Below are 23305 nucleotides of genomic sequence, written 5' to 3' on the forward strand. Positions count from 1 at the left end.
GGCTTAGGTTGGTATATCAACGGCAGTTGATTAGAACTTCTGGGTGTAGTCGAGGTAGACGATGCGTCCGTCGATGCCGTAGAGATCTTCGTCGTAGGTGAAGCCGTCGCTGGAGAGCGAGGGGCCTACGTTGAACATGTTCTTCACACCGGCTTGCAGCTTGCCGTTCCAGGGGGTGTCAACACCGACGTTCAGATTCCAGGTGGTCTGGGAGGCGATATGGCCCTCGGTCCGACCGTCAACATAGTCCTGGCTCTGGGAGTCGATATAGCTGGCACTCAGGTAGGTATCCATGTTCCACCACTGCGGCACATTGACCCCGACACCGGAGTTGAAGCGCAGTTCTGGCTTGGCGTTCCAGCCCTTCTTGTCGACCATGGGACCACCGGCGAACAGACCCTCTTCGTATTTCAGAATGTAGGTGCTGCCGAAGTCGTAGCGCACGGTCGCGACGTTGAAGTCGTACTTGTAGTCAGCCTTGAAGTCCAGACCGCTGGTCTTGAGCTGGCCCAGGTTGACCATGCCGGCGTAAACCTGCTCCACATCGCCGTTGGCATCGCGGATGACGTTCGGGTTGCTGCCGGTGTTCAGCTCCTGATAGAACTGGGTCTGGGTGGTGGCCAGCTGGATCACGTCATCAATCTTGATGTAGTAGTAGTCCAGCGAGAGGTTGAGGTCGTCGATCGGGCTGTAGGCGGCACCGATGCCGAAGGTGTCAGCCGTCTCTTCCTTCAGGTTCTTGTTGGATTGGCGAACCGTGGTGTACTGCTCTTCCGGGCAGTTGGCCACACCGTTCTTCTGGCAGGAGACATAGTCCTTGGCGAAGTCGGCGGAGTCGGCATCGGCCGCGTACAGGTCATCCAGACCCGGAGCGCGGAAGGACTGCGACCAGGAGGTGCGGAACAACAGGTTGTCCAGCGGCTGATAGCGCAGGCTCGCCTTGGGCGAGAAGGCGCTGCCAAAGTCGCTGTACTTGTCGAAACGACCGGCCAGGTTCAGCTCGATCTGCTCGGTGATGGGGATCAGGCTCTCGATATAGGCAGCGAAGACGTCGCGCACTCCACCGCCCGAGTTGCCGGAAGAGCCGATGACGTTGCCGGCCGCAGACTGGCTGTCATAGGTGTCGGAGTAGACCCAGTCGTTGTACTCGGCCCCCAGGTACCAGCCGATGGGGCCGGCCGGCAGTTCGCCCATGCTCCAGCCCAGGCCACCGTACCACTGGAAGAAGTCCATCTTGGAGGTGCGGCTGGTGTCGTAGGAGAGGCTGTTGGTGGCGGCACTGGAGAACTCGCCGTTCTTGAAGTTGCCGCTGTCGACCTCCTGCTGGACCGCCGGATTCAGCACATAGCCGGTCCCGCGGTTCTTGTTGTCGGTCTTGGAGTACATGTAGCCCGCATTCCACTCCACATCGCCCACCGCCTCGGTCGGCAGTGTGCCTTCGAAGCCCAGGTTCATGCTGCCGGTCAGGTCGGTGACGTCGTTGTCACGGGGGCCGACGTTGCTGAAGCGATAGTAGACGGTAGCCTTGTCGCCAATGAAGCCGTTGTCGGCCAGCAGCTGGGCGCCGCCCGGGGTGGTGCCGTCGATGCTGAAGGGACCGGCGGCCGGGGCGAAGCGGCCGAAGCTGGTGACCCGCGAGCCGATCAGCTGGGGTACGAAGTCGACGTTGTCATTGATGTGATAGCGGCCGTTGACATAAACGGTGTCCCGGGTACGGGAAGCGGTCTTGGCGGCGACCTGGGCAAAGTCGAAGCGGCAGGCGGTACCGACCGGCACGAAGCCGGGACCGGTATTGGCGCAGTCGATGCCGTCCAGGGTACGGGTGACCGTCTTGCCGGTGGCGGCATCGATGCCCTTGATGTTGCGGCCATACAGGCTGGGAGCAGAAGAGCCCTGCAACGCCAGGTAGTCGCGATCCTTGTAGTAGATCTCGTCCTTGACGTCGTGTTCGTACACCATCATCAGGGCGCCCTTCTCCCCGGTGATGCCGCTGACGATGGAGCCGCTCTTCTCGTCACCACCCTCTTCGGTGGGAGAGCCGATACGGCCCTGGAATTCCAGCCCTTCATAGTCCTGTTTCAGGATGACGTTGATGACACCGCCGATGGCATCGGAACCGTACAGAGCCGAGCCGCCGTCCAGGTTCACTTCTACCCGCTCCACCGCCGCCATGGGGATGGAGTTGAGGTTGATGGCGCTGCCACCCATGGAAGGAGAACCGGCGACCCGCTTGCCGTTGAGCAGCACCAGGGTGCGCTCTGAGCCAAGCCCGCGCAGGCTGACGGTGGCCTGGGATTGGGCTGAGCTGCCGGAGGAGGGGGAGATACTACCGAAGGAGTTGTAGGAAGCCTGCTTCAGGTAGTCGGCTACGGTCTGCTGACCGGATTGTTCGATCTTGGCCTTGCTGACGGAGACGACCGGGGTGGCGCCTTCCACGTCGACACGGGAGATGCGCGAGCCGGTAACCTTGATCTTCTGGAGTTTTTCGACGTTTTGGCCTTCTTCGGCCAAGACAGGGGTGGCCACTACTGCCGCGCTCGCCAAGGCAAACGCAACGGCAGCAGAGAGTCTGCTTTTCCTAAGCATCGCTTATATCCTTCCTGGTTGTTTTTTTGTTTGCTTCCATACCGCCCTCGTTGGGGCGATGCGTAAGGCTTATCAAGGTTTGGCGGTTGACGTCAATTGAGGCGGTACGGATGGGGGCGTGGCGGGTAATAAGATGACTATGTTTTATTTGTTCGCATTTGGCAGAGATTTATTCTGATTTGGTAACGTTTTCCTATGTAAAGGTTTTGTTAAAGTAAATTGATTCCAGTTTATCGATTAATTTTGAACTTATCGATAAGGGTGGTGTCTTTCTGGGTTTTATATTGTTGAGTTAGGTGTTTTTAGCATTATTGTCTGTTTTGGTAGTGTGTTCGGCTGAGGTTCAGGCTGGGCGCTGGCCACCTATTTATGTGCAGCTATATAGAGAAGGTGTTCTTTTGTTGGTTTTATTTTAAGTGGCTGTTTTTAATGATTTATTTAATTTATTTGCTGGTTTTTGTTTGTTTTGTTGAATTGTTAAACGTTATTTAAGTTGTTCATCTTGTAGTTTTTTATCTTGAAGTTGCGAATTTCAGAAAAAACTCACGATAAATTCCACTGCACAAGCCGGGACCAGAATGCACCCCTAGTTCTACTTGATTTTTGTTGCAGAGCTTTTACAGTGACCGAGCGGATAGTCTGTCAATCATCAGCTATTCAGTGAGTAATGCCAGGAAGGACGAGCCCGTCACCGGATGTGACTGGCCATAAAAGAACAACAAGGACGAGGTTCCACCATGCTGTCGTATTTCCTACGTCGGATGCTTTTGATCATCCCGACGTTTCTCGGTATCACCCTGCTCGTCTTCACCATCACCCGTTTCGTGCCGGGCGGTCCGGTCGAACGCATGTTGCTGCAGGCCCAGGTTTCCCAGAATGAGTCCGGTCGCTCCAGCGGCAGCAAGGGGGCGCAGGCGCTCTCCGACGAGCAGATCGAGGAGCTCAAGGCGTTCTACGGCCTCGACAAACCCATGCTGGTCGCCTATTGGGAGTGGCTGCAGAAGCTGGCGGTGCTGGATCTCGGCGAGTCGACCCGCTATTACGAGCCGGTGTGGGATCTTATCAAGGAGAGGTTGCCGGTGACCGCCTTCTTCGGGCTGGCCACCTTTCTGCTGAGCTACGCCGTCTCCATCCCGCTCGGGGTGGCCAAGGCGCTCAGACACAACACCCGCTTCGATTCAGTCAGCTCCATGCTCATCTACATGGCCTATGCGTTGCCCGCCTACGTGGTGGGTATCTTCCTCATCACAGTGTTCGCGTTTCATCTGGAGTGGCTGCCCATGGGGGGCTTCCCGGGGGACGAGTTTGACGGGATGGAGAACAGCTGGGATCAGATCCGCACCCTCTTCGCCCATGCACTGCTGCCGCTCATCGCCTACGCCATCGGGGATTTCGCCATCCTCACCATGACCATGAAAAACAGCCTGATGGAGAATCTGTCGGCGGATTACGTGCGCACCGCCGTGGCCAAGGGACTGCCGTTTCGCAAGGCGGTGACCGATCACGCCATGCGCAACAGCCTGATCCCCATCGCCAGCCACCTGGGATCTGTGCTCACCGTCTTCTTCGGCGGATCCTTCCTCATCGAGACCATCTTCAACATCGACGGCATCGGCCTGCTTGGCTACGAGGCCATCGTGGAGCGGGATTACCCCACAGTGATGGGCATTCTGGCCATCACCTCCATGCTGATGCTGGTGGGCAACATTGTCTCCGACATCTGTGTCGCCCTTGTCGATCCCCGCGTGCGGTTTGGAGAGTGAACATGAACCTGAATCCGGTAACGCTGAAAAAACTCAAGCGTTTCAAATCGATAAAACGCGGCTACTACTCCTTTATCATCTTCACCACCCTGGTGCTGCTCTCCCTGCTGGCGGAGCTCTTGGTCAACAGCCGGGCACTGATGGTGAGCTATCAGGGGGAGCTCTATTTTCCCACCTATGGCGACGTGATCCCGGGTCAGCAGTTCGGGCTCGATTACGAGTACGAGACCAATTACCGCCAGCTCAAAGACAAATTTTCCGCAGAGGGCAAGGGGAACTGGGTGCTGCTGCCACCTGTGCCCTGGAATCCCTATGAGCAGGACTTCAAGCAGGACTCCTACCCACCCTATGCGCCCAGCCTGGCCGAGCGCCACCTGCTCGGCACCGACACCAGCGGCCGCGACGTGCTGGCGCGGCTGGTCTATGGCTTTCGTATCGCCATCGGCTTTGCCTTCATCGCGCTGGTGGCCAGCTACGCCATCGGCGTCACCATCGGCTGCATGATGGGCTTTCTCGGCGGACGCTTTGACCTGGTGCTGCAGCGCTTCATCGAGATCTGGTCCCAGGTGCCGTTTCTCTACGTCATCATGATCCTGGTGTCGCTGGCCAAGCCCAACTTCGGTCTGTTCGTGGCCATCAACGTATTGTTCGGCTGGATGGGCATCACCTGGTACATGCGCACCCTCACTTACAAGGAGCGGGCGCGGGACTACGTGATGGCGGCGCGGGCCCAGGGGGCCGGCACCGGGCGGATCATCTTCAACCACATTCTGCCCAACACCCTGATGATGATCGTCACCCTGGCGCCGTTTGCCGTGGTGGGCAACATCTCCACCCTGACGGCGCTGGACTATCTGGGCTTTGGTCTGGCCCCGCCCACCCCGAGCTGGGGGGAGCTGCTCTCCCAGGGGATCAACAACCTGGATGCTATCTGGATCGTGAGCTCTGTGGTGGTGGCGGTGAGTCTGGTGCTGATCATGGTCTCCTTTATCGGCGAGGCGATCCGCGAGGCGTTCGACCCGCGCAAATTTACCCGTTATCAGTGACCTGTGGCGCACTCAAGGCGCCGGGTCGCTCACCCTTAAATTGCTAAACCCCCAGTGTAGGGGTATGACCAGGAAGTCAAACATGAACAATAAAATCAAATGGATAGGTGCTCTATTCTTGTTGGTGAACGGGACCTGGGTGTGGGCGGCCAGCCTGCCTGCGGATCTCAAGTGGGAAACCAACGACACCGACCCCGTGTTCGCCTCGCCCAAGGCGCTGCCCGGCGGCAGCATCACCATGTTTGTAGACAGCTTTCCGCTGACGTTTCGTACCGTGGGGCCGGACTCCAACGGCGCGTTCCGTTCCTTCATCATGGACAACCAGCTGAGGCTCATCAGCTTCCATCCCAATACCGGCAACCCCATCCCTGCGCTGGCGACCCACTGGGCCATCGCGCCGGACAACCAGACCGTCTACTTCAAGCTGGATCCGCAGGCCAAGTGGTCCGATGGCAAGCCGGTGGTCGCCGATGACTACACCTTCGGCTACGAGATGATGCGCTCCAAGGACATCAAGGGGCCCTGGTTCAACAACTACTACACCACCGAGGTGGTGGCGGTGGAGAAGATTGACGACCACACCATCCTGGTCAAGGCGGGTACTCGCAAGGCCAAGCTGGATCTGCTCAACACCACCGAGCTGTGGCCTCAGCCCAAGCACTACTACAAGCTCACCCCCAACTGGGTGAAGCAGTACAACTGGGCCGTGGTGCCCACCACAGGCCCTTACGTGATGACCGACGTGAAGAAGGGCAAGTCCATCACCTTCAGCAAGCAGAAGGGGTGGTGGGCCCAGAACTATCGCTACAACCAGCACAGGTTCAACCTCGACACCATCAAGGTGCAGGTGATCCGCGATCACAACATCGCCTTCCGTCACTTCCTGAAAGGGGAGCTGGATACCTTCGAGATGATCCTGCCCAACTGGTGGCATGAGAAAGCGGTCACCCCCGAGTACAAGCAGGGATACGTGCAGAAGGTGATGGCCATGACCGACACCAAGCAGGGCGGGCAGGGGCTGCATCTCAATATCGCCACTCCCAAGCTGGCGGACATCAACGTGCGGCTCGGCATTCAGCATGCCCTCAACATCGACAAGATGATCAAGACGGTGCTGCGTGGCGACTACGACAGAGCCACCACCTTCGGCTCGGGTTTTGGCGAGTTCACCGACATGCAGCTGCCGGAGCGAGCCTATGACATCAGCAAGGCGCGCGACTACTTTGCCAAGGCGGGCTACAGCAAACCGGGGCCGGACGGCATCCTGCAGAACGACAAGGGGGAGCGACTGACCCTGGCGCTCACCTACACCAGCCAGGAGCACTCCAAGCGGTTGACCGTGCTCAAGGAAGAGGCCAAGAAGGCGGGCCTGGATCTGGAGCTCAACCTGGTGGACGGCGCCACCGGCTTCAAGGCGATGCTGGAGAAGAAACACGAAGCGGCCTGGATGGGCTGGGCCGGCGGCGGTCTCTATCCGCAGTATTGGGAGTCGTTCCACTCCGCCAACGCCAACAAGCCGCAGACCAACAACCTGTTCAACGTGGCCGACAAACAGCTCGACGCGCTGATAGACGCCTACAACGTCGAGTTCGACATGGCCAAGCGGGCCGAGCTCTCTCGCCAGATCCAGCAGCGCATCTATGACTTGGCCATCTTCGTGCCCGGAGTGCAGCTCAACTACGTGCGAGCCAGCAGCTGGCGTTACGTGATGCTGCCCGAGGTGCCCGCCACCAAGAACACGCCGGATCTGCTCTACTGGCCCATGGACGGCTATCCCCACAGCAGTGGCGGCCTGCTCTGGCTCGATCCCAAGGTGAAGGAAGAGACCCTGAAAGCCAAGGAGGCAGGGGAGGCGCTGACGCCCATCAACCTGCTCGACAAGACTTATGCACGTCATTGATATGGCGCAGAAGGGAGCAGTAGTCATGCCCAACACACAGGCTCCTCACCCGGGCGCCCGGGATCATGGGAGGCAGCTCGGCGTGGATGATGGCCAGAGCAAGGCCCCGATTCTTGAGGTACGCGATCTCGAGGTGGAATTTGCCGTCGACGACGGCAAGATCAAGGTGCTCGACGGGGTCAGCTTCCAGGTTGCCCCCGGCCAAACCCTGGGGGTGGTCGGCGAGTCCGGCTGCGGCAAGAGCGTCACCTCGCTCGCCATCATGGGGCTGCTGCCCAAGCCCCATGGTCAGGTGGTGGCGGGTTCCATCCGTTTTCAGGGGGAGGATCTGCTCGCGCTGTCACCGGATCAGATGTACAAGGTGCGCGGCAACCGCATCTCGATGATCTTTCAGGAGCCGATGACGGCACTCAACCCGGTGCAGACGGTCGGCGATCAGCTGATGGAGGTGTTCCGCCTCCACCGTCCCGACTACAACAAGGCCCAGCGCAGGGAGGCGGCCATCGCCATGCTGCAGAAGGTGGGGATCCCCGAGCCCGCCCAGCGCTTTGCCGTCTATCCCCACAATCTCTCCGGCGGCATGCGCCAGCGGGTGATGATCGCCATGGCGCTCGCCTGCGAGCCGGCGCTGCTCATCTGTGACGAGCCGACCACGGCGCTGGATGTGACCATCCAGGCCCAGATCCTGGAACTGATGAAGGAGCTGCAGGCCCAGACCGGCATGGCCATCATCTTCATCACCCACGATCTCGGGGTGGTGGCGGAGCTGTGTGACGAGGTGGTGGTGATGTATGCGGGCCGGGCGGTGGAGCAGGCCGACGTGTTCGAGCTGTTTGACCACCCGCGCCATCCCTATACTCATGGTCTGATGAGCTCGATCCCGCGGCTCGAGGATGAGCCCAAGAGCCTGCTCAAGACCATCAAGGGCCAGGTGCCCGCCCTGCACGAGATGCCCGCCGGGTGCCGTTTCTCCAACCGTTGTCCCCATGCCACCGAGATCTGCGTGAGGGCTATTCCGGCCACCGAGCAGCTCGCCGAGCGGCACGGGGTGGCCTGCCACCACTGGAGGGAGCTAGCCGTATGAAGACGCTTTTATCGGTGCGCGACGTGAAGCAGCACTTCCAGCTGGGCGGCGGCTTGTTGCGCAAGAAGTACCACGTCTACGCGGTGGACGGCATCAGCTTCGATCTCAAGCAGGGGGAGACGCTGGGGCTGGTGGGCGAGTCCGGCTGCGGCAAGTCGACCCTGGGACGCACCTTGCTCAAGCTGTTCGAACCGACCGCCGGCACCATCACTTTCGAGGGGCGTGACATCACCCACCTCTCGCCCAAGGAGATGCGCTCCCTGCGCCAGGAGATGCAGATCGTGTTTCAGGATCCTGCAGAATCCCTCAACAGCCGCCACACGGTGGGGCAGATCCTGGAGGAGCCCTTCGTCATCCACGGCAAGGGCAACGCCGAACAGCGGCGGGTCTGGGTGCAGGAGCTGCTCGAGAAGGTGGGGCTGCCTGGCAGCGCGGTAGATCGCTATCCCCACGAGTTTTCTGGCGGCCAGCGCCAGCGCATCGGCATCGCCCGGGCCATCGCGCTCAAGCCCAAGCTGCTGGTCTGTGACGAGGCTGTGTCGGCGCTGGATGTGTCGGTGCAGTCCCAGATCGTCAACCTGCTGCTCACCCTGCAGCGGGAGATGAACCTCGCCATCATCTTCATCGCCCACGACCTGTCGGTGGTCAAGCACATCTCGGATCGGATTGCGGTGATGTATCTGGGTCGGATCGTCGAACTGGCCGAGGCCCAGTCGCTCTATCTGGCGCCGCGTCACCCCTATACTCAGGCGCTCATCTCGGCCATTCCGGTGCCGGATCCGCGTCGGCGCAGCCAGCGTATCCTGCTGACCGGTGATGTGCCATCTCCCATCTCGCCGCCGAGCGGCTGCCACTTTCACCAGCGCTGCCCCTATGCCGGCGAGCTGTGCCGCACCCAGTCGCCGAGTCTGCAGTCGTGCGACGGGGCAGGTCACCAGGTGGCCTGCCACACGCCGTTGCCGCTGGCCGAGGCGATCCCCCTGGGAAAGGCGGTATGATGCCGGTGCCCGCATCGCAGCAAGATGGCACGGGAGAGAGCAAATAAAAAATGGGGCCTGTGGGCCCCATCTTCATGGTTGGAGTTCAGGTTTGGCCGTGGAACATCTGGCCAGGGCAGGACAGCGCCCCCGAGAGGGGATGGCTGCTGTGTGGATTGCTGTTGTTTGTAATTTTACTACTTAAATGCCCGGTAACTCTTTCACGAGATTGGCCGCAGGCGGTATCAGGCGCCATAACGGAAGTAGTAGTTGCGGGTTGACGGTGCATAGGTATCTTTCTCTGCCACGCCTTTCTTGCTGGTTACACCCTTCAGGTGGAACAGTACTGCCAGATTCTCAAACATATATTCACCTCATCGCTCTGTCGTTGACTTGTTATCTGTGACCTAGGTCACGCTTTTATCCTATGGCCTTCTGTGAGCTGGATCAACTTTTTGTGTTGTAAATTTACATAAATCATGGAAAGGGTTTTCAAATCCAGCGCTGTTTATGGAGACGGTTTCAGCAGGCACTCAGGTTGCGGTGCTGATAGCCAGGCTGACAGGCCTGGGTGAGTGGGAGATGGGGTATGTCAGAGCAGCAGAGCTGTCTGGTGGTTTCGAGGGGAAGCACGCCAAGGGCTGGCGGGAGCATGCAAAAAAATACCCCGCACGGGGCGGGGCATCTTGAGGCGTGACAAAAACGCTTATTTGGCCGGGATCTGTTCCAGCACGTGGACCAGCAGCTGCCAGAAGCGCTCGACCGCCGGGATGTGCACCTTCTCGCCCGGTGCGTGGGCGCCGCGGATGGTCGGGCCGAAGGAGACCATATCCCACTCCGGGTAGGCGCTCTTGAACAGACCGCACTCGAGGCCGGCGTGGATCACCATGACGTTCGGCATCTCGCCGAACAGGGTCTGGTAGCTGCTCCGTACCAGCGCCATCACCGGGGAGTCCACGTTCGGTGCCCAGCCAGGGTAGGCGCCGGTAAACTCGCAGCTGGCGCCAGCCAGATTGAACAGGGAGCGGGTCATCTGCTCGACGCTCTCTCGACCGGAGTCGATCAGGGAGCGGATCAGGCACTGCACGTACACTTCGCCATCCTGGGTCTTGATGACGCCCAGGTTGGTGGAGGTCTCGGTCACGCCCGGGATGGCATCGCTCATGCGGATCACCCCGTTCGGGCAGGCCATCAGGGAGTCCAGCAGGCGGGCCTGCAGGGACTCGCTCATCAGCTGGGCCGGTTTCTCCTGGGCGGTGAGCAGCACGGTCAGGTTGGCTTCGGTGGCAGCCAGCTCGCTCTGGTAGATGCCGGTATAACGGTCAACCAGGGCCTTGAATTCGTTGACGCTGGCGGCGGGCACCAGCAGCTTGGCACGGGCCTCGCGCGGGATGGCGTTGCGCAGGGTGCCACCGTGGATCTCGGCCAGGCGCAGGCCCAGCGGCTCGGCGGCCTTGAGCAGACGGACCAGCAGCTTGTTGGCGTTGCCGCGGCCGCGATGGATGTCGACCCCGGAGTGGCCGCCGCGCAGGCCCTTGACCTGCAGCTCGAAACCTTCGCCTTCAGTGGCGGCAACCTGCTCCAGCGGGAAGCGGATATTGGCATCCACCCCGCCGGCGCAGCCCATGTAGACCTCGCCATCCTCTTCGGAGTCGGTGTTGAGCAGGATCTCGCCCTCCAGCCAGCCCGCTTCCAGACCGAAGGCGCCGGTCATGCCGGTCTCTTCGTCGGTGGTCAGCAGCACTTCCAGCGGACCGTGCTTGATGGTTTTGTCGGCCAGCACAGCCAGGCAGCCGGCCATGCCCATGCCGTTGTCGGCACCCAGGGTGGTGCCGCGGGCGGTGACCCATTCACCGTCGATGTAGGCATCGATGGGATCCTTGGTGAAGTCGTGCTGGGTGTCGGCGTTGGCCTGGGGCACCATGTCGATGTGGGCCTGCAGCACTACCGCCTTGCGGTTTTCCATCCCCGGCGTGGCCGGTTTCTTGATGATGATGTTGCCGACGGCATCTTGCTTGACCGCCAGCCCTTCCCCTTCGGCCCACTGCATGATCCAGGCGCTCAGCTGGGCTTCGTGCTTGGAGGGGTGGGGGATGGAGCAGATCTGTTCGAAGAAGTGCCAAATCAGTTTGGGAGAGAGAGAGCTAAGCTGTGCCACGTCGGGACTCCTTACCAGCACGGAAAATGACAGAGCCCCGGCAGCGGGGCGAGGAAGAGGATAACGATAATACAGTCAATCACACAAAAATGTGAGCGATCAGCGCAAATTGCGGGCAGCTTGTGCTGGCAAGCGGGGGATTGGCAGCGAACTGCTCCGGTGGGGGCAAAATGAGCCAGCACAAAAGATTTTTTGTGATTCGCATCACAAAAATATTGAGTTTATGGCGCCGACTGGTAAATTAACGACCGTGGTTCGCCACCCGTCAGGATGACGATGAATGCCTCCAGGGAACCGAAGCAAAGCAAGTGCGCCTCCATGGAACCGAGTGTCCGTTCAAGGATTTGAACCCGCATAAAGGTACGTAACTTGTTAAGCAATCAGGAGTTTATTATGTCAGGCAGCAATTCAACCTATTGGTTCGCCCAGTCTCTTTATACCCAGGGCTTCAGCTACCCGAACCCCTACGCCAACCGCCGTTGATGCGGGCCGTCAGCCAGGCTGACGACAGGCGTATCGAAAAAAGCAGGTGAGTGAGGAATCCATCCTCCCCCTGCTATTTTTTTATCTGCCGAGCGGCAAACCCCGCCGGGGAGAGGAACGGGGAGAGGAAAAAGAGGGAGTCATCCGGACTTGCTTCGATTTTTTTCCTGCATTTCGCATACGTTTGCCAGTCAATTTATCCGCAAACGATGGTATCATGCCCGCCCAACAGCCTGTCTGCGGTCCTGCCCCCTCTGTGACATGACCGCCAGCTCTGCCCATCCTGCTTCCATTGCATCTGTTTTCGCTGCCGAGGGTCTTCTCCCGAGGCGGCCGCGGTGCAAGCTGAATTTGGTAGACAGGCGGCCGACATTATCTGCTGCCGATTCACTACGGAGTCGGCATGTGATTTTAAGTAATTGTTTTGTATAACCATTTGAGATCGATAGCATGCCAAAAAAATTCTACGTGTCGTGGGACAACCTGCAACGTGAAGCGCGCCGTCTGGCCCGTCGTCAACTGCCTGTCAGCCAGTGGAAAGGGATCATCGCGGTCAGCCGTGGTGGCCTGGTTCCGGCGGCGCTGATGGCCCGTGAACTTGGCATCCGCAACGTCGAAACCCTCTGCATCTCCAGCTACGACCACAACAACCAGCGCGATCTGGTGGTGGTGAAAGCCGCCAGCACCGCGGGTGACGGCGAAGGCTGGCTGGTGGTGGAAGATCTGGTGGACACTGGCACCACTGCCAAGGTGATCCGCGAGCTCTACCCCAAGGCCAAATTCATCGCCATCTTCGCCAAGCCCATGGGCGAGCCGCTGCTGGATGATTTCGAAGTGGCCATCCCGCAGGACACCTGGATCGAACAGCCGTGGGACATGGCGCTGGAGTTCGCCACCCCCATCTGCGACGAAGAGTAAGCCGCAAAGCTGCTGCAAAGGGCCCCTGTATGGGGCCCTGTTTTTTTGTGGTGCAACTGGCTGCCCGGCGGCAAAAGTGGTTAAGATGGAGCCATTGCATGACAGAAATGAGTAACAGCTTTGGACTTGAACGACGACCTCAACCTGACCGAGCAGCTCTTTACCCGGGTCAAGAAGGTGCTGGAGACCTCCGAAGTCTCCAACTCCAGCCCGGTGGAGGAGCAGGATCACAATGTGGACGAGAGCTTCATCGACGGTTCCATGTCAACGCGCTGGTATCGTCTGCTGCGCCGGCCGACCTGGGCCTGGCAGGGGGCGGATCCGGTCGAGGTGGAGCAGACCCTGGCCCGCATCGCCATGGGCGAGGGCGAGCGTACCCACGAGCGCTTCCTCGACACCATCAAGGGTTATGTGCCCGGCAACTGGGTCTATGAGTGGAGCCAGCTGGCCGGCCGCTACTTCAACCGGGGTCGCGAGCTGGTGGCGCAGGGCGAGCGGGGCGCAGCCCTGAAAAGCCTGCTCAAGGCGGTGCGTTACTACTCCATTGCCAGTTATCCCCACCTGAAGAATGACGAGCTGGCGGATCAGGCCCAGTTGCTCGGCAACATGGCCTACCGCGAGGCGGGCCGCCTGTTCAAGGTGCCGCTCAAGGAGCTCCAGGTGCCGTTTCGCGGCAAGCACATTCAGGGCTATCTGCACCTGCCAACCACCGACAAGCCGGTACCCCTGGTCATCGTCAGCGGCGGCATCGACTCGCTGCAGGTCGACTTCCTCAACCTCTATCTCAAGTGTCTGGAGCCCAACGGCATCGGCATGCTCTCGCTGGACATGCCGGGCATCGGTTATGCCGAGCACTGGCCGCTGGTGCAGGACACCAGCCGGCTCCATCAGGCGGTCTTGAACCATCTCTCCGAAGTGGCCTGGGTCGATCACCAGCGCATCGCCATGGTGGGATTCCGTCTGGCGGGCAATGTGGCGGCGCGCCTCGCCTTCATCGAACCGTTCAAGCTGCGGACCGTGGTCTGCATCGGCGCCGGCGTCAACCAGGTGTTTACCAATCATGAGATGTTCGCCCGCTGCCCGCGCATGATGCGGGACGGGCTGGCCAACCGCCTCGGCGCCGATGCGGCCGAGTGGGAGTCGCTGCGTACCAAGTGCCAGGTATTTTCACTCAAGACGCAAGGATTGCTGGGGACTCGCACATCCGTGCCGATATTGAGTATTGGACACAAGCGAGATTTCATTTGTCCCGAGCAGGATGTACGGGCATTGGCCTCCGCCAGCCGCAACGGCAAGGCGGTGGTGTTCGACAAACAACCCTTGCTGGAGGTGTACGACGAGGCGTTGAAAGAGATGGTCGACTGGCTCAAGAAGCACTTATGTACATGATATAGCGCTAAAATTTATCGTCATCATCAGGGTGACGTGGCTTGTTCAACAGGGAGGTTAACATGTCAGAAAGAGTGACCTACAAGCGACTGCTGAGGCAGTTTGCCGCGATTGGCCCCTATTTACGTGAGGACCTGTGTGAAGAGGGGCGTTACCGTTTCGACTGCCTTTCCGTCTGTGTCAGTGCCAAGCCGGCACCGGACAAACGGGAGTTCTGGGGCTGGTGGCTGGTGCTGGAGCAAGACGATCACAGCTTCAGCTACCACTATCAGGTCGGCTTCTACAATGCGGACGGGGAGTGGCTCGACAAGCCGTTGCCCAAGAAGCATCAGGTGGAAGTCGAACGCACCCTCAACCACTTCTACAAGCTCATCAGCGACAAGCTGCACCAGCTTGGTTGCCAGCTCGCTCCCGCCGAGCAGGTCACCAACGAGCTGACCGTCACCGCCGCCTGATGACCCGCCGCCCCGCCAGCCACCCATCGGCTGGCGGGGCATTTCTTTGCCGCGCTGCCGGCCATCCCGATTTCCCGCCTGCCGCGTGGCGTTAATTGCCTTGCAGGGCAACAGGGCCGTGGGTATAAAGGGATTCCTTACATTTCAGCCTTTTTGCTCCCATGGAAAACAGAACCATAGTCGTCAAACTGGGCACCAGCGTGCTCACCGGGGGATCTTCCCAGCTCAATCGTGCCCACATGGTCGAGCTGGTCAGACAGTGTGCAGCCTTGCACCGTCACGGCCACAGGGTCGTGATGGTCACCTCGGGGGCCATCGCCGCCGGCCGTGAGCATCTGGGCCACCCTCCGTTGGCGCCAACCCTGCCCAACAAACAGATGTTGGCGGCGGTGGGCCAGACCCAGCTGATCCGGGTCTGGCAGGATCTGTTCAACCTCTATGGGCTACACATCGGCCAGATGCTGCTGACCCGTGCCGATCTGGAGGACAGGGAGCGCTACCTCAATGCCCGCGACACCCTGCGCACCCTGCTCGATCACCGCATCATCCCGGTCATCAACGAGAACGACGCTGTGGCCACCGCCGAGATCAAGGTGGGGGACAACGACAACCTCTCCGCTCGCGCCGCCATCCTGGCCGATGCGGACCTGCTGATCCTGCTCACCGACCAGAAGGGGCTCTTCACCGCCGATCCGCGTACCAATCCGGATGCCCAGCTCATCGAAGAGGTACAGACCATCGACGACACCCTGCGCAAGCTGGCGGGTGACAGCGTCAGCGGGCTCGGTACCGGCGGCATGGCCACCAAGCTGCAGGCGGCCGACGTGGCGCGCCGCGCCGGGGTCAACGTGGTGATCGCCACCGGTCAGATGCCGGAGGTGGTGGGGCGTCTCGCCAGGGGCGAGCGCATCGGCACCCTGTTCCCGGCGCTGGCCTCTCCGCTGGAAGGACGCAAGAGCTGGATCCTGGCAGGGCCACCCCCTCACGGCGAAGTGCAGGTGGATCAGGGGGCCGTTGCTGCCATGCAGGAGAAGGGCTCCAGCCTGCTGCCCAAGGGCATAGTGGCGGTGAAGGGGGATTTCGTGCGCGGCGACGTGGTGCGCATTCTCGATCCCAAGGGGGCCGAGCTGGCGCGCGGCATCTGCCGTTACAATCATCTGGAGCTGGATAAACTGCGCGGCGTCCATTCGGACAACATCGAACAGGTGCTGGGTTACGGCTACGGCGCCGTTGCGATCCACCGCGACGACATGGTGCTGCTGTGAGGCGTCAGCCGCGGCAGAGCATGGGCTGCGGCACACCAGGATAAGAGAGGCGCCGCCATCAGGCGGCCCCGCAAGAACCAAAGGGAAGAGAGATGAGTCTGGAGAAAATGGGGCAGGCAGCCCGCGAAGCCGCCTATCAGCTGGCCACCGTCAGCACGACGCAGAAGAACCGGGCGCTGGCCGCCATCGCCGACGAGCTGGAGGCACGCAGCCACCAGATCCTGGCCGCCAACGAGAAAGACATCGCCGCCGGGCGCGAGGCGGGCCTCTCCGAGGCCATGCTAGATCGGCTGCTGCTCAATCCGGCCCGACTGTCCGGTATCGTGGCGGACGTGCGCAAGGTGATCACCCTGGATGATCCGGTCGGCAGCGAGATCGACAGCCGGGTGCTGGAGAACGGCCTGCGTCTCTCCCGCCGCCGGGTGCCCATCGGCGTCATCGGTGTCATCTACGAGGCGCGCCCCAACGTCACCATCGACATCGCCAGCCTCTGCCTCAAGACCGGCAACGCCAGCATACTGCGCGGCGGCCGCGAGACCTTCCACTCCAACCTGGAGCTGGTGCGGGTGATCCAGCGCGCGCTGGCGGCCTCCGGCCTGCCCGAGGCGTCGGTGCAATACATCGACAACCCGGACCGGGCCCTGGTGGGCGAGCTGCTGCGCCTCGACCGTTACGTGGACATGATTATCCCCCGCGGCGGCGCCGGCCTGCACAAGATGTGCAAGGAGAACAGCTCGATTCCGGTCATCATCGGCGGTTTTGGCATCAGCCACATTTTCGTGGACGAGAGCGCCGATCTGGCCCGGGCCTTGCCCCTCATCGACAACGCCAAGGTACAGCGCCCCTCCGCCTGCAACGCCCTCGACACCCTGCTGGTGCACGAGAAGGTGGCGCCGGCCTTGTTGCCGCAACTGGTTGGCTTAATGAACGAGCGCAAGGTGGCCCTGGTGGCCACGCCGGAGGCCATGCCGCTGCTGGCGGGCGCCGACAGCCTGCGTGCCGCCGGCCCGGAAGACTTCGATACCGAGTGGCTCTCGCTGACCCTGGGGATCAAACTGGTGGCGGACGTGAACGAGGCGCTGGCTCATATGCGCGAGCACAATGCCGGTCACTCCGATGCCATCCTCACCAACGATCTGGCCAATGCCGAGCGTTTCGTCAACGGCGCCGGTTCGGCGGCTGTCTACGTCAACGCCTCCACCCGTTTCACCGATGGCGGCCAGTTTGGTCTCGGCGCCGAGGTGGCGGTATCGACCCAAATGTTGCACGCTCGTGGCCCCATGGGGCTGACCGAGCTCACCAGCTACAAATGGGTGGGATTGGCGGATTATCTGAGTCGCGCTTGAGTCCCTTTTTGCCCTGTGTGAAAATGCCGACCCTGGTCGGCATTTTTTTGCTTTTTTCTTGCGGGCTATCAGGGGCTTGCATATAACTATCCAGCAGGGTGTGGCGATATTTTGCACACTTTGCTAGCAACAAAAACGGGAGCAGATTCAAGGATGAAGCAGACAGATTGGATAAAGCGCTGGGGAGCGCTGTGGCTGAGCGTGCCACTGTTGCTGGGGGCGCTCTGTTTCAGCAGCAGCAGCCACGCCAGCTGGGATCAGGATCTCTATCGCCAGTTGGGGCTGGCCGGCAAGCTCGACAAACAGGTGTTTCGCAAGGCTCTCAACAGTTATCAGAGCGTGCGCCACAAGCGCAAACCCATTCTCACCATCATCGACTACAGCAAACCCTCAACCCAGCGCCGTCTGTTCGTCATCGACGTGAAACGCCACAAGCTGCTCTATCACACCTGGGTCAGCCATGGCCGCAATTCGGGTGAGCGGGACGCTCGCCAGTTTTCCAACCAGTTCAACTCCATGAAGAGTTCGCTCGGGGTCTATCGCACCGCCGAAACCTATCAGGGCAAGCACGGCTATTCGCTGCGCCTCGACGGCCTGAGCCCGGGCCAGAACAGCAATGCCCGCAAGCGGGCCATCGTGGTGCACGGCGCCGACTATGCGAGCCCCCGTCATCTGCTCAAATATGACAAGCTGGGGCGCAGCTGGGGTTGCCCGGCGCTGCCTAAGGAGCAATCCAGGGCCATCATCGACATCATCAAGGGGGGCAGCGTCATCTACGCCCACGGCTGAGGCCTGCCTTAGAGCCAAAAAAGAAGGCCAGCATATGCTGGCCTTCTTTTTTGGGTGATGGATTACTTGCGCACCACCAGCACGGGGCAGGGGGCGTGACGGACCACGGATTCGGCGACGCTGCCCACCAGCAGGTGGCTGATGCCGGAGCGGCCGTGGCTGCCCATCACCACCAGATCGGCCTTCTCTTCTTTGGCCTGCACGACGATCTCGTCGGCGGCGCGGCCGAAGCGTACCTCGAAGGTGGCCGGAATGGGCAGGCTGGCGATCAGCTCCTTCATCTGGCTCTTGGCCTGACGCTCCATCTCGTGGGTGATCTCGATGGCGGTCATGTGCAGGATCTTGTAGCTGTCGAAGCCGTGCAGCTGGTCCACCACGTGAACCAGTTTGAGTTCGGCCTGATGGCTCTGGGCCATGAATACGGCATAGTCGAGCACGGCTTGCGACATCTGGGAAAAATCGACCGGGCAGAGCAGGGTTTTGATGGATGGCATATGAAGGCTCCCCTATGGTTGGGTTACTAATGAATCTCATTGTCAATAATACCCATTCGGTCGGCAATAACCCTCGACTCGCTCGCAAAACCGGTAAAAAGTGGTGCTTTGCCGACGGATCTTCATATCATGGGATATGGCCTGTGCACCCTTGCCAGATAGGCCGGCTCGATGGGTGACAGCGTTCGCCTCCGGAGAAATAGTCAAGACATGGTTCGTTTGCTGCTTTCATGGGTATTGCTGCTGCTCTGCTGGCCCGGTCGGGCCGATCCCCTCAATGTCTATTGCGATGACTGGCCGGGTTTTTGCCAGCGGGATGGACGTGGCATCTATCTGGACATAGTGCGTGCCATCTACCAGCCCAACGGCTACGAGGTCATCCCCCGCATCGTGCCCTACAAGCGGGCGCTGGCGGTGATCGCCCAGCAGGGGGGCGACATGGCGATGGGGGTTTACCGGGATGAGGTGAGCGGCGTGCTGCAGCCCCGTTATCCCGCCTCGGCCGATGACCTGACGGTGTTGATGCTCAAGAAATGGCAGCCCCAATGGCTGGGCGAGTCGAGCCTCAAGGGGCAGGGGGTGGTGTGGCTGCGAGGCTGGGCCTTTGACAAGTACATCCCGGTCTCCATGCGCTGGCACGAGATAGACAGCCACGACATGGCGCTGCAACTGCTGGCCAAGGAGCGCTACCGTTACTATCTGACTGCCGGGGTGCTCTACTCGGAGGACTCCATTCCTGCCAACATGCATCGTACCTTCCTGCGCTGGATCCCGACCTACCCCATCTTTGCCGACACCGAGAAGGGGCGCACTCTGCAGCAGCTCTGGGATCAGGGCATGGTCAACCTGGTCCGGCACGGCACCCTGGCCGAAATCTACCGACGCTATCGGTTGCACGACTACTACCGCGGTTTTATCGAAGAGCAGGAGCAGCGGCTAAAGCCTGGCAACTAAAATGTCCCGCGTCGGGGAGGGCTGGTTACCTGTTCAGGAACTTTTCTGTCAGCTTGCCGAGTTGCCGCGCACCTGCTTGGCCAGTGGGTCATAGAGAATGACGTTGACCGAGGCGGCCAGATTGATGCAGCCCTTGGGTATGGCCACGCAGATCACCTCCTGTTGCTCGTCTTTATCATCAGCGCCTCAACTGCTTGGCCAGCCGGTCGTAGAGGATCACGTTGACCGAGGCCGCCAGATTCATGCAGCCCCGGGTCGGTACGTAGATCACCTCTTTCACCGCTTTGAAGCGGGCCGGCTCCAGGGTGCCGTCTTCGGGGCCGAAGATGTAGAAGGCGCGCTCGGGGTGGACGTAGTCCGGCAGCGAGGTCGCCCCCTCGATCAGATCCACCAGCACAGGTGTGCAGCCGGCCGGCACCATGGCCATCAGATCGTCGACGCCGAGCAGGGGGATCTGTTCCACCATCTGCTTGGTGTCGGTGACGAAACGGCGCGCCAGCTCGAAGCGGGTCCCTGTGTAGTAGACCTCATCCGCCCCATAGCAGCCGGCGGCCCGCATCACGGCTCCCACGTTCTCCGGTGACTTGGGGTTGACCAGCCCGATGCAGCAGTACGCCGTCTCGTCGCTTCGTTTTACCTGCACCTCGTGGTGGTGGTCTGACTCTTTCATCCTGCTCTCCTCTGTGGCGGCCGCATTATAAGCCGTGCCCGCCGGCAAACGCAGAAAAAGTGACAGGTAGAGGCCGAAATTCGCTTGCTTCCCATCGTCGAGTTTTTGTGCGCAAGCCGACAATTTTTGCACGAGGTGATGGCGGGTAAACGTTTTTCGGAAATAATAGACAAACGTTTGTAACTGGATGTTTGTCTATGACGGAACGTGAGCAAGAGATCCTCGCCCTACTGCGCCAGGATCCCATGATTGCCCAGCAGGAGCTGGCGGACAGGCTCGGCATCAGCCGTTCGGCGTTGGCGAGCCACATCTCCAGCCTGATGCGTCAGGGCTATGTGCAGGGGCGCGGCTATGTGCTGCGGGAAGGGCCCTACGCCGTGGTGATCGGCGGTGCCAACATGGATATCTGCGGCTGCAGCCACGACAATCTGCGCATCGGGGATTCCAACCCGGGCCGGGTGCGCACCTCCGCCGGCGGGGTGGGGCGCAACATTGCCGAAAACCTGGCGCGCCTTGGCACCGACACCCGGCTGCTGACCGCGGTGGGCAACGATCAGTACGGCCACCACCTGCTGGAGGTGAGCCAGCGCGCCGGCGTCGACGTGCGCCAGGTGCTGGTGCTGGACGGTCAGGCCACCTCCTGTTACCTCAGTCTGCACGATGGCAGCGGCGAAATGAGCTGCGCCGTCAACGACATGGGGATCATCGACCAGCTCACGCCGGCCCGGCTCGCCCCCCTGAGCGGATTTCTCGGGGCAGCCCGGCTCTGGCTGCTCGACACCAACCTCGCCACCCACACCCTCGACTGGTTGTTCGAGCGTCAGGGTGAGCACACCATCTTCGTCGACACCGTCTCGGTGGCCAAGGTGGAGAAGATCCGCCCCTGGCTGCACCGCATCCACACCCTCAAACCCAATCGCAGCGAGGCGGAGCAGCTGTGCGGCTTGCGCATCGCCGGGCCCGACACCTGGCCCATGGCGGCGGCCTGGTTCCACCGCGCCGGGGTGCAGCGGCTGTTCCTGAGCCTCGGCGATCAGGGGATCTTTTATAGCGACGGGGAGTGCCAGGGCCATCTGTCCGTGCTCGGCAGCCCGGTCGTCAACGTGACCGGCGGCGGCGATGCCTTCATGGCAGGGCTGGCCCACGCCTGGTTGCAGGAGCAGGACATCGTCGAGACTACCCGGTTCGCCCTCGGCTGCGCCGCCCTTACCGTCAATTGTCCCGATACCGTATTTTCCGGCCTATCCAAGGCCGCCGTTGAACGCATGCTGGAGGAGTACCCATGTTGAACGCTTACCTCGATATCCAACCGGTCGTCGCCGAGGCCCTGGCTGCCGGCAAGCCTGTGGTGGCCCTGGAGTCCACCATCATCTCCCACGGCATGCCCTATCCGCAGAATGTGGAGACGGCGCGCCAGGTGGAGCAGGTGGTGCGGGACAACGGCGCCGTGCCGGCCACCATCGCCATCATCGATGGCCGCCTCAAGGTGGGTCTGGATGAGGGGGCGCTGGAGGCGCTGGGCCGGGCCGGTCACGCCGCCACCAAGTGCAGCCGCCGCGACATCCCCTTCGTGCTGGCCAACAAGGGGCTGGGGGCCACCACGGTTGCCTCCACCATGATCATTGCCGCCATGGCCGGGATCCGGGTGTTCGCCACCGGCGGTATCGGCGGCGTGCACCGCGGCGCCCAGGAGACCTTCGACATCTCCGCCGACCTGCAGGAATTTGCCCAGACCCCGGTGGCCGTGGTCTGCGCCGGTGCCAAGTCGATCCTCGACATCGGCCTGACCCTGGAGTACCTGGAGACTCAGGGCGTGCCGGTGATCGGCTACCAGACCGAAGAGCTGCCCGCCTTCTACACCCGTGAGAGCGGCTTCAAGGTGGATTACCGCCTCGAGAGCCCGGCGGCCATCGCCGAGGCGCTGCGCCTCAAGTGGGAGTTGGGGCTGGCCGGTGGCGCCGTGGTGGCCAACCCCATCCCGGCCCAGTTTGCCATGCCCAAGGCTGACATCGACGCCGCCATTGCCCAGGCACTGCGGGAGGCGGACGAGCAGGGGGTCAAGGGCAAGGCGTCCACCCCCTTCCTGCTGGCCCGGGTGTGCGAGCTGACCGGCGGCAACTCGCTGGCCGCCAACATCCAGCTGGTGCTGAACAATGCCGCGCTGGGGGCCCGCATCGCCGCCAGTCTGTAATCAGTTGCTGCAAACGGAAAAGAGGGCCTCTTGGCCCTCTTTTTTCATTTTGGCTCTGTGAGTTGCCGGGTGCGTTATTGCAGCACCAGCCGACCGTGCAGCGGCTGCACGGGGCGGTTGTTGGGGTGGTGCATCGCCGCCTTGAAGGCATCGATCTGGGCCTGGCTCACCTGCACCGGCTGCTTCATCACCAGCCAGCGCACCCCTTCCGAGCAGGGCGGGGTGGTCAGCGAGCCGCTGAAGCGGTAGTAGTCCCGTTTGGCGGGCAGCAATGGTTCTGCCGAGACCGGCTCCTTGAGCTGGTGATGCTCCCCCGCTTTGGCTGGCAAGGATTGCCAGACCTGGCTCAGGGCCCCATTGGCCTTGCCCGGCTCGAACATCACCGCCACCACCGCCAGCTCCCCCTGATCATTGACGTGGACCAAGTGCCCCTCCAGCGGATAGGAGTGGCCCTCGATGAGGTTTTCGCTGGGGGCGTGGAAGTGGAACTGCGTGAGCTTGAAGTGCATGCCGTCGAGTTCAAGGCTGCTGCCCGGGGCATAGTCGACCTGCACCGTGTGGCCGTTGTTGGTGACGCTGCGGCCCCCCGCCAGGTAGTGAAACTGCAGCGGGGCCAGTTCGGCCTTGACCAGACCCGAGAGGTTGACCGGCGACTGGTTGCTGCCCGCGCACTGGCCATATTCCGGGGTCAGGCTGGCCCATTTTGCCGGGCCGGCCTCGCCGCTGTATTCCCAGTGCACTGTAGCGGCAAAGGCGGCGGGGCAGAGCAACAGGGTGGCGGCCAACAGGGACTCTTTCATCATGCATCCTTATCTTGATTGAAAAGCACGGCCATCC

General features: G+C 61.2%; 19 protein-coding genes and 1 pseudogene. 14 read left to right on the plus strand and 6 right to left on the minus strand.

Features of this window, described 5'->3' with window-relative positions; all coding sequences use genetic code 11:
* Positions 1-30: 30 nt before the first annotated feature.
* The gene (locus CK627_RS08590) at positions 31-2586 is read right to left on the minus strand and encodes a TonB-dependent receptor (RefSeq protein WP_005297845.1); all 2556 of its coding nucleotides are present in this window, start codon (positions 2584-2586) and stop codon (positions 31-33) included.
* Positions 2587-3323: 737 nt separating this feature from the next.
* On the opposite strand from CK627_RS08590, the gene CK627_RS08595 reads away from it, so the two are divergent.
* The 5 genes from CK627_RS08595 to CK627_RS08615 all read left to right on the plus strand — a co-directional run bounded on the left by CK627_RS08595 (position 3324) and on the right by CK627_RS08615 (position 9377).
* Positions 3324-4349 carry an ABC transporter permease subunit gene (locus tag CK627_RS08595; RefSeq protein WP_005297859.1) on the plus strand — a complete coding sequence of 342 codons (1026 nt, stop codon included), beginning with the start codon at positions 3324-3326 and terminating at the stop codon, positions 4347-4349.
* A 2-nt stretch (positions 4350-4351) separates the two neighbouring features.
* Positions 4352-5395: an ABC transporter permease gene (locus tag CK627_RS08600; RefSeq protein ID WP_167385309.1), complete on the plus strand. Its 1044-nt coding sequence runs from the start codon at positions 4352-4354 to the stop codon at positions 5393-5395.
* 82 nt (positions 5396-5477) lie between these two features.
* Positions 5478-7295, plus strand: a complete 1818-nt coding sequence (locus CK627_RS08605; RefSeq protein WP_095592114.1) for an extracellular solute-binding protein — start codon at positions 5478-5480, stop codon at positions 7293-7295.
* A 25-nt stretch (positions 7296-7320) separates the two neighbouring features.
* Positions 7321-8379 carry an ABC transporter ATP-binding protein gene (locus tag CK627_RS08610; protein WP_042007445.1) on the plus strand — a complete coding sequence of 353 codons (1059 nt, stop codon included), beginning with the start codon at positions 7321-7323 and terminating at the stop codon, positions 8377-8379.
* Positions 8376-9377: an ABC transporter ATP-binding protein gene (locus CK627_RS08615; protein WP_017781039.1), complete on the plus strand. Its 1002-nt coding sequence runs from the start codon at positions 8376-8378 to the stop codon at positions 9375-9377. The genes CK627_RS08610 and CK627_RS08615 overlap by 4 nt, the downstream gene beginning before the upstream one ends.
* A 685-nt stretch (positions 9378-10062) precedes the next feature.
* On the opposite strand, the gene CK627_RS08630 is transcribed toward CK627_RS08615, so the two are convergent.
* Entirely contained in the window at positions 10063-11514 is a 1452-nt protein-coding gene (locus CK627_RS08630) for an aminoacyl-histidine dipeptidase (RefSeq protein WP_095592116.1), read from the minus strand.
* Positions 11515-12447: 933 nt separating this feature from the next.
* Between CK627_RS08630 and gpt the strand changes: the two genes are divergently transcribed.
* The 6 genes and pseudogenes from gpt (at position 12448) to CK627_RS08665 (ending at position 18159) form a co-directional block, all read left to right on the plus strand.
* Positions 12448-12915 carry a xanthine phosphoribosyltransferase gene (gene gpt / locus CK627_RS08640; protein ID WP_005297888.1) on the plus strand — a complete coding sequence of 156 codons (468 nt, stop codon included), beginning with the start codon at positions 12448-12450 and terminating at the stop codon, positions 12913-12915.
* A 120-nt stretch (positions 12916-13035) separates the two neighbouring features.
* Positions 13036-14304 (plus strand): esterase FrsA, encoded by a 1269-nt coding sequence (frsA, locus tag CK627_RS08645; RefSeq protein WP_005297890.1) that lies wholly within the window; start codon positions 13036-13038, stop codon positions 14302-14304.
* Between the two features lie 62 nt (positions 14305-14366).
* Positions 14367-14759, plus strand: a complete 393-nt coding sequence (gene crl, locus CK627_RS08650) for a sigma factor-binding protein Crl (protein ID WP_005297893.1) — start codon at positions 14367-14369, stop codon at positions 14757-14759.
* A gap of 161 nt (positions 14760-14920) precedes the next feature.
* Complete coding sequence (proB, locus tag CK627_RS08655) at positions 14921-16024, plus strand: glutamate 5-kinase (protein ID WP_005297894.1); 1104 nt, start codon at positions 14921-14923, stop codon at positions 16022-16024.
* 80 nt (positions 16025-16104) lie between these two features.
* Positions 16105-17370, plus strand: a pseudogene (locus CK627_RS08660) (glutamate-5-semialdehyde dehydrogenase); the annotation flags it as partial.
* Positions 17371-17523: 153 nt separating this feature from the next.
* Complete coding sequence (locus CK627_RS08665) at positions 17524-18159, plus strand: murein L,D-transpeptidase catalytic domain family protein (RefSeq protein ID WP_005297899.1); 636 nt, start codon at positions 17524-17526, stop codon at positions 18157-18159.
* Positions 18160-18221: 62 nt separating this feature from the next.
* Here the strand turns inward: CK627_RS08665 and CK627_RS08670 are convergent, their stop codons facing one another.
* Positions 18222-18653 (minus strand): universal stress protein, encoded by a 432-nt coding sequence (locus CK627_RS08670; RefSeq protein ID WP_005297901.1) that lies wholly within the window; start codon positions 18651-18653, stop codon positions 18222-18224.
* A gap of 210 nt (positions 18654-18863) precedes the next feature.
* On the opposite strand from CK627_RS08670, the gene CK627_RS08675 reads away from it, so the two are divergent.
* Positions 18864-19607, plus strand: coding sequence for a transporter substrate-binding domain-containing protein (locus CK627_RS08675; RefSeq protein WP_017781043.1), 744 nt, complete (start codon positions 18864-18866; stop codon positions 19605-19607).
* A 48-nt stretch (positions 19608-19655) separates the two neighbouring features.
* Here the strand turns inward: CK627_RS08675 and CK627_RS08680 are convergent, their stop codons facing one another.
* Together CK627_RS08680 and CK627_RS08685 are read right to left on the minus strand one after the other, a co-directional pair.
* A complete protein-coding gene (locus CK627_RS08680) occupies positions 19656-19754 on the minus strand; it encodes an RNA methyltransferase (protein ID WP_236672655.1) in 99 nt (32 codons plus the stop codon).
* Positions 19755-19785: 31 nt separating this feature from the next.
* A complete protein-coding gene (locus tag CK627_RS08685; RefSeq protein WP_025201230.1) occupies positions 19786-20277 on the minus strand; it encodes an RNA methyltransferase in 492 nt (163 codons plus the stop codon).
* A gap of 197 nt (positions 20278-20474) precedes the next feature.
* Between CK627_RS08685 and CK627_RS08690 the strand changes: the two genes are divergently transcribed.
* A complete protein-coding gene (locus tag CK627_RS08690; protein ID WP_024941444.1) occupies positions 20475-21566 on the plus strand; it encodes a PfkB family carbohydrate kinase in 1092 nt (363 codons plus the stop codon).
* A complete protein-coding gene (locus CK627_RS08695) occupies positions 21560-22468 on the plus strand; it encodes a pseudouridine-5'-phosphate glycosidase (RefSeq protein ID WP_005297912.1) in 909 nt (302 codons plus the stop codon). Before CK627_RS08690 ends, CK627_RS08695 begins: the two co-directional genes overlap by 7 nt.
* A 74-nt stretch (positions 22469-22542) precedes the next feature.
* Here CK627_RS08695 and CK627_RS08700 read toward each other — a convergent pair whose 3' ends face one another.
* Positions 22543-23268: a carbonic anhydrase gene (locus CK627_RS08700; RefSeq protein ID WP_095592119.1), complete on the minus strand. Its 726-nt coding sequence runs from the start codon at positions 23266-23268 to the stop codon at positions 22543-22545.
* Between the last annotated feature and the right edge of the window lie 37 nt (positions 23269-23305).

Origin of the sequence: Aeromonas dhakensis (assembly GCF_002285935.1) — a bacterium.
GTDB lineage: Bacteria > Pseudomonadota > Gammaproteobacteria > Enterobacterales > Aeromonadaceae > Aeromonas > Aeromonas dhakensis.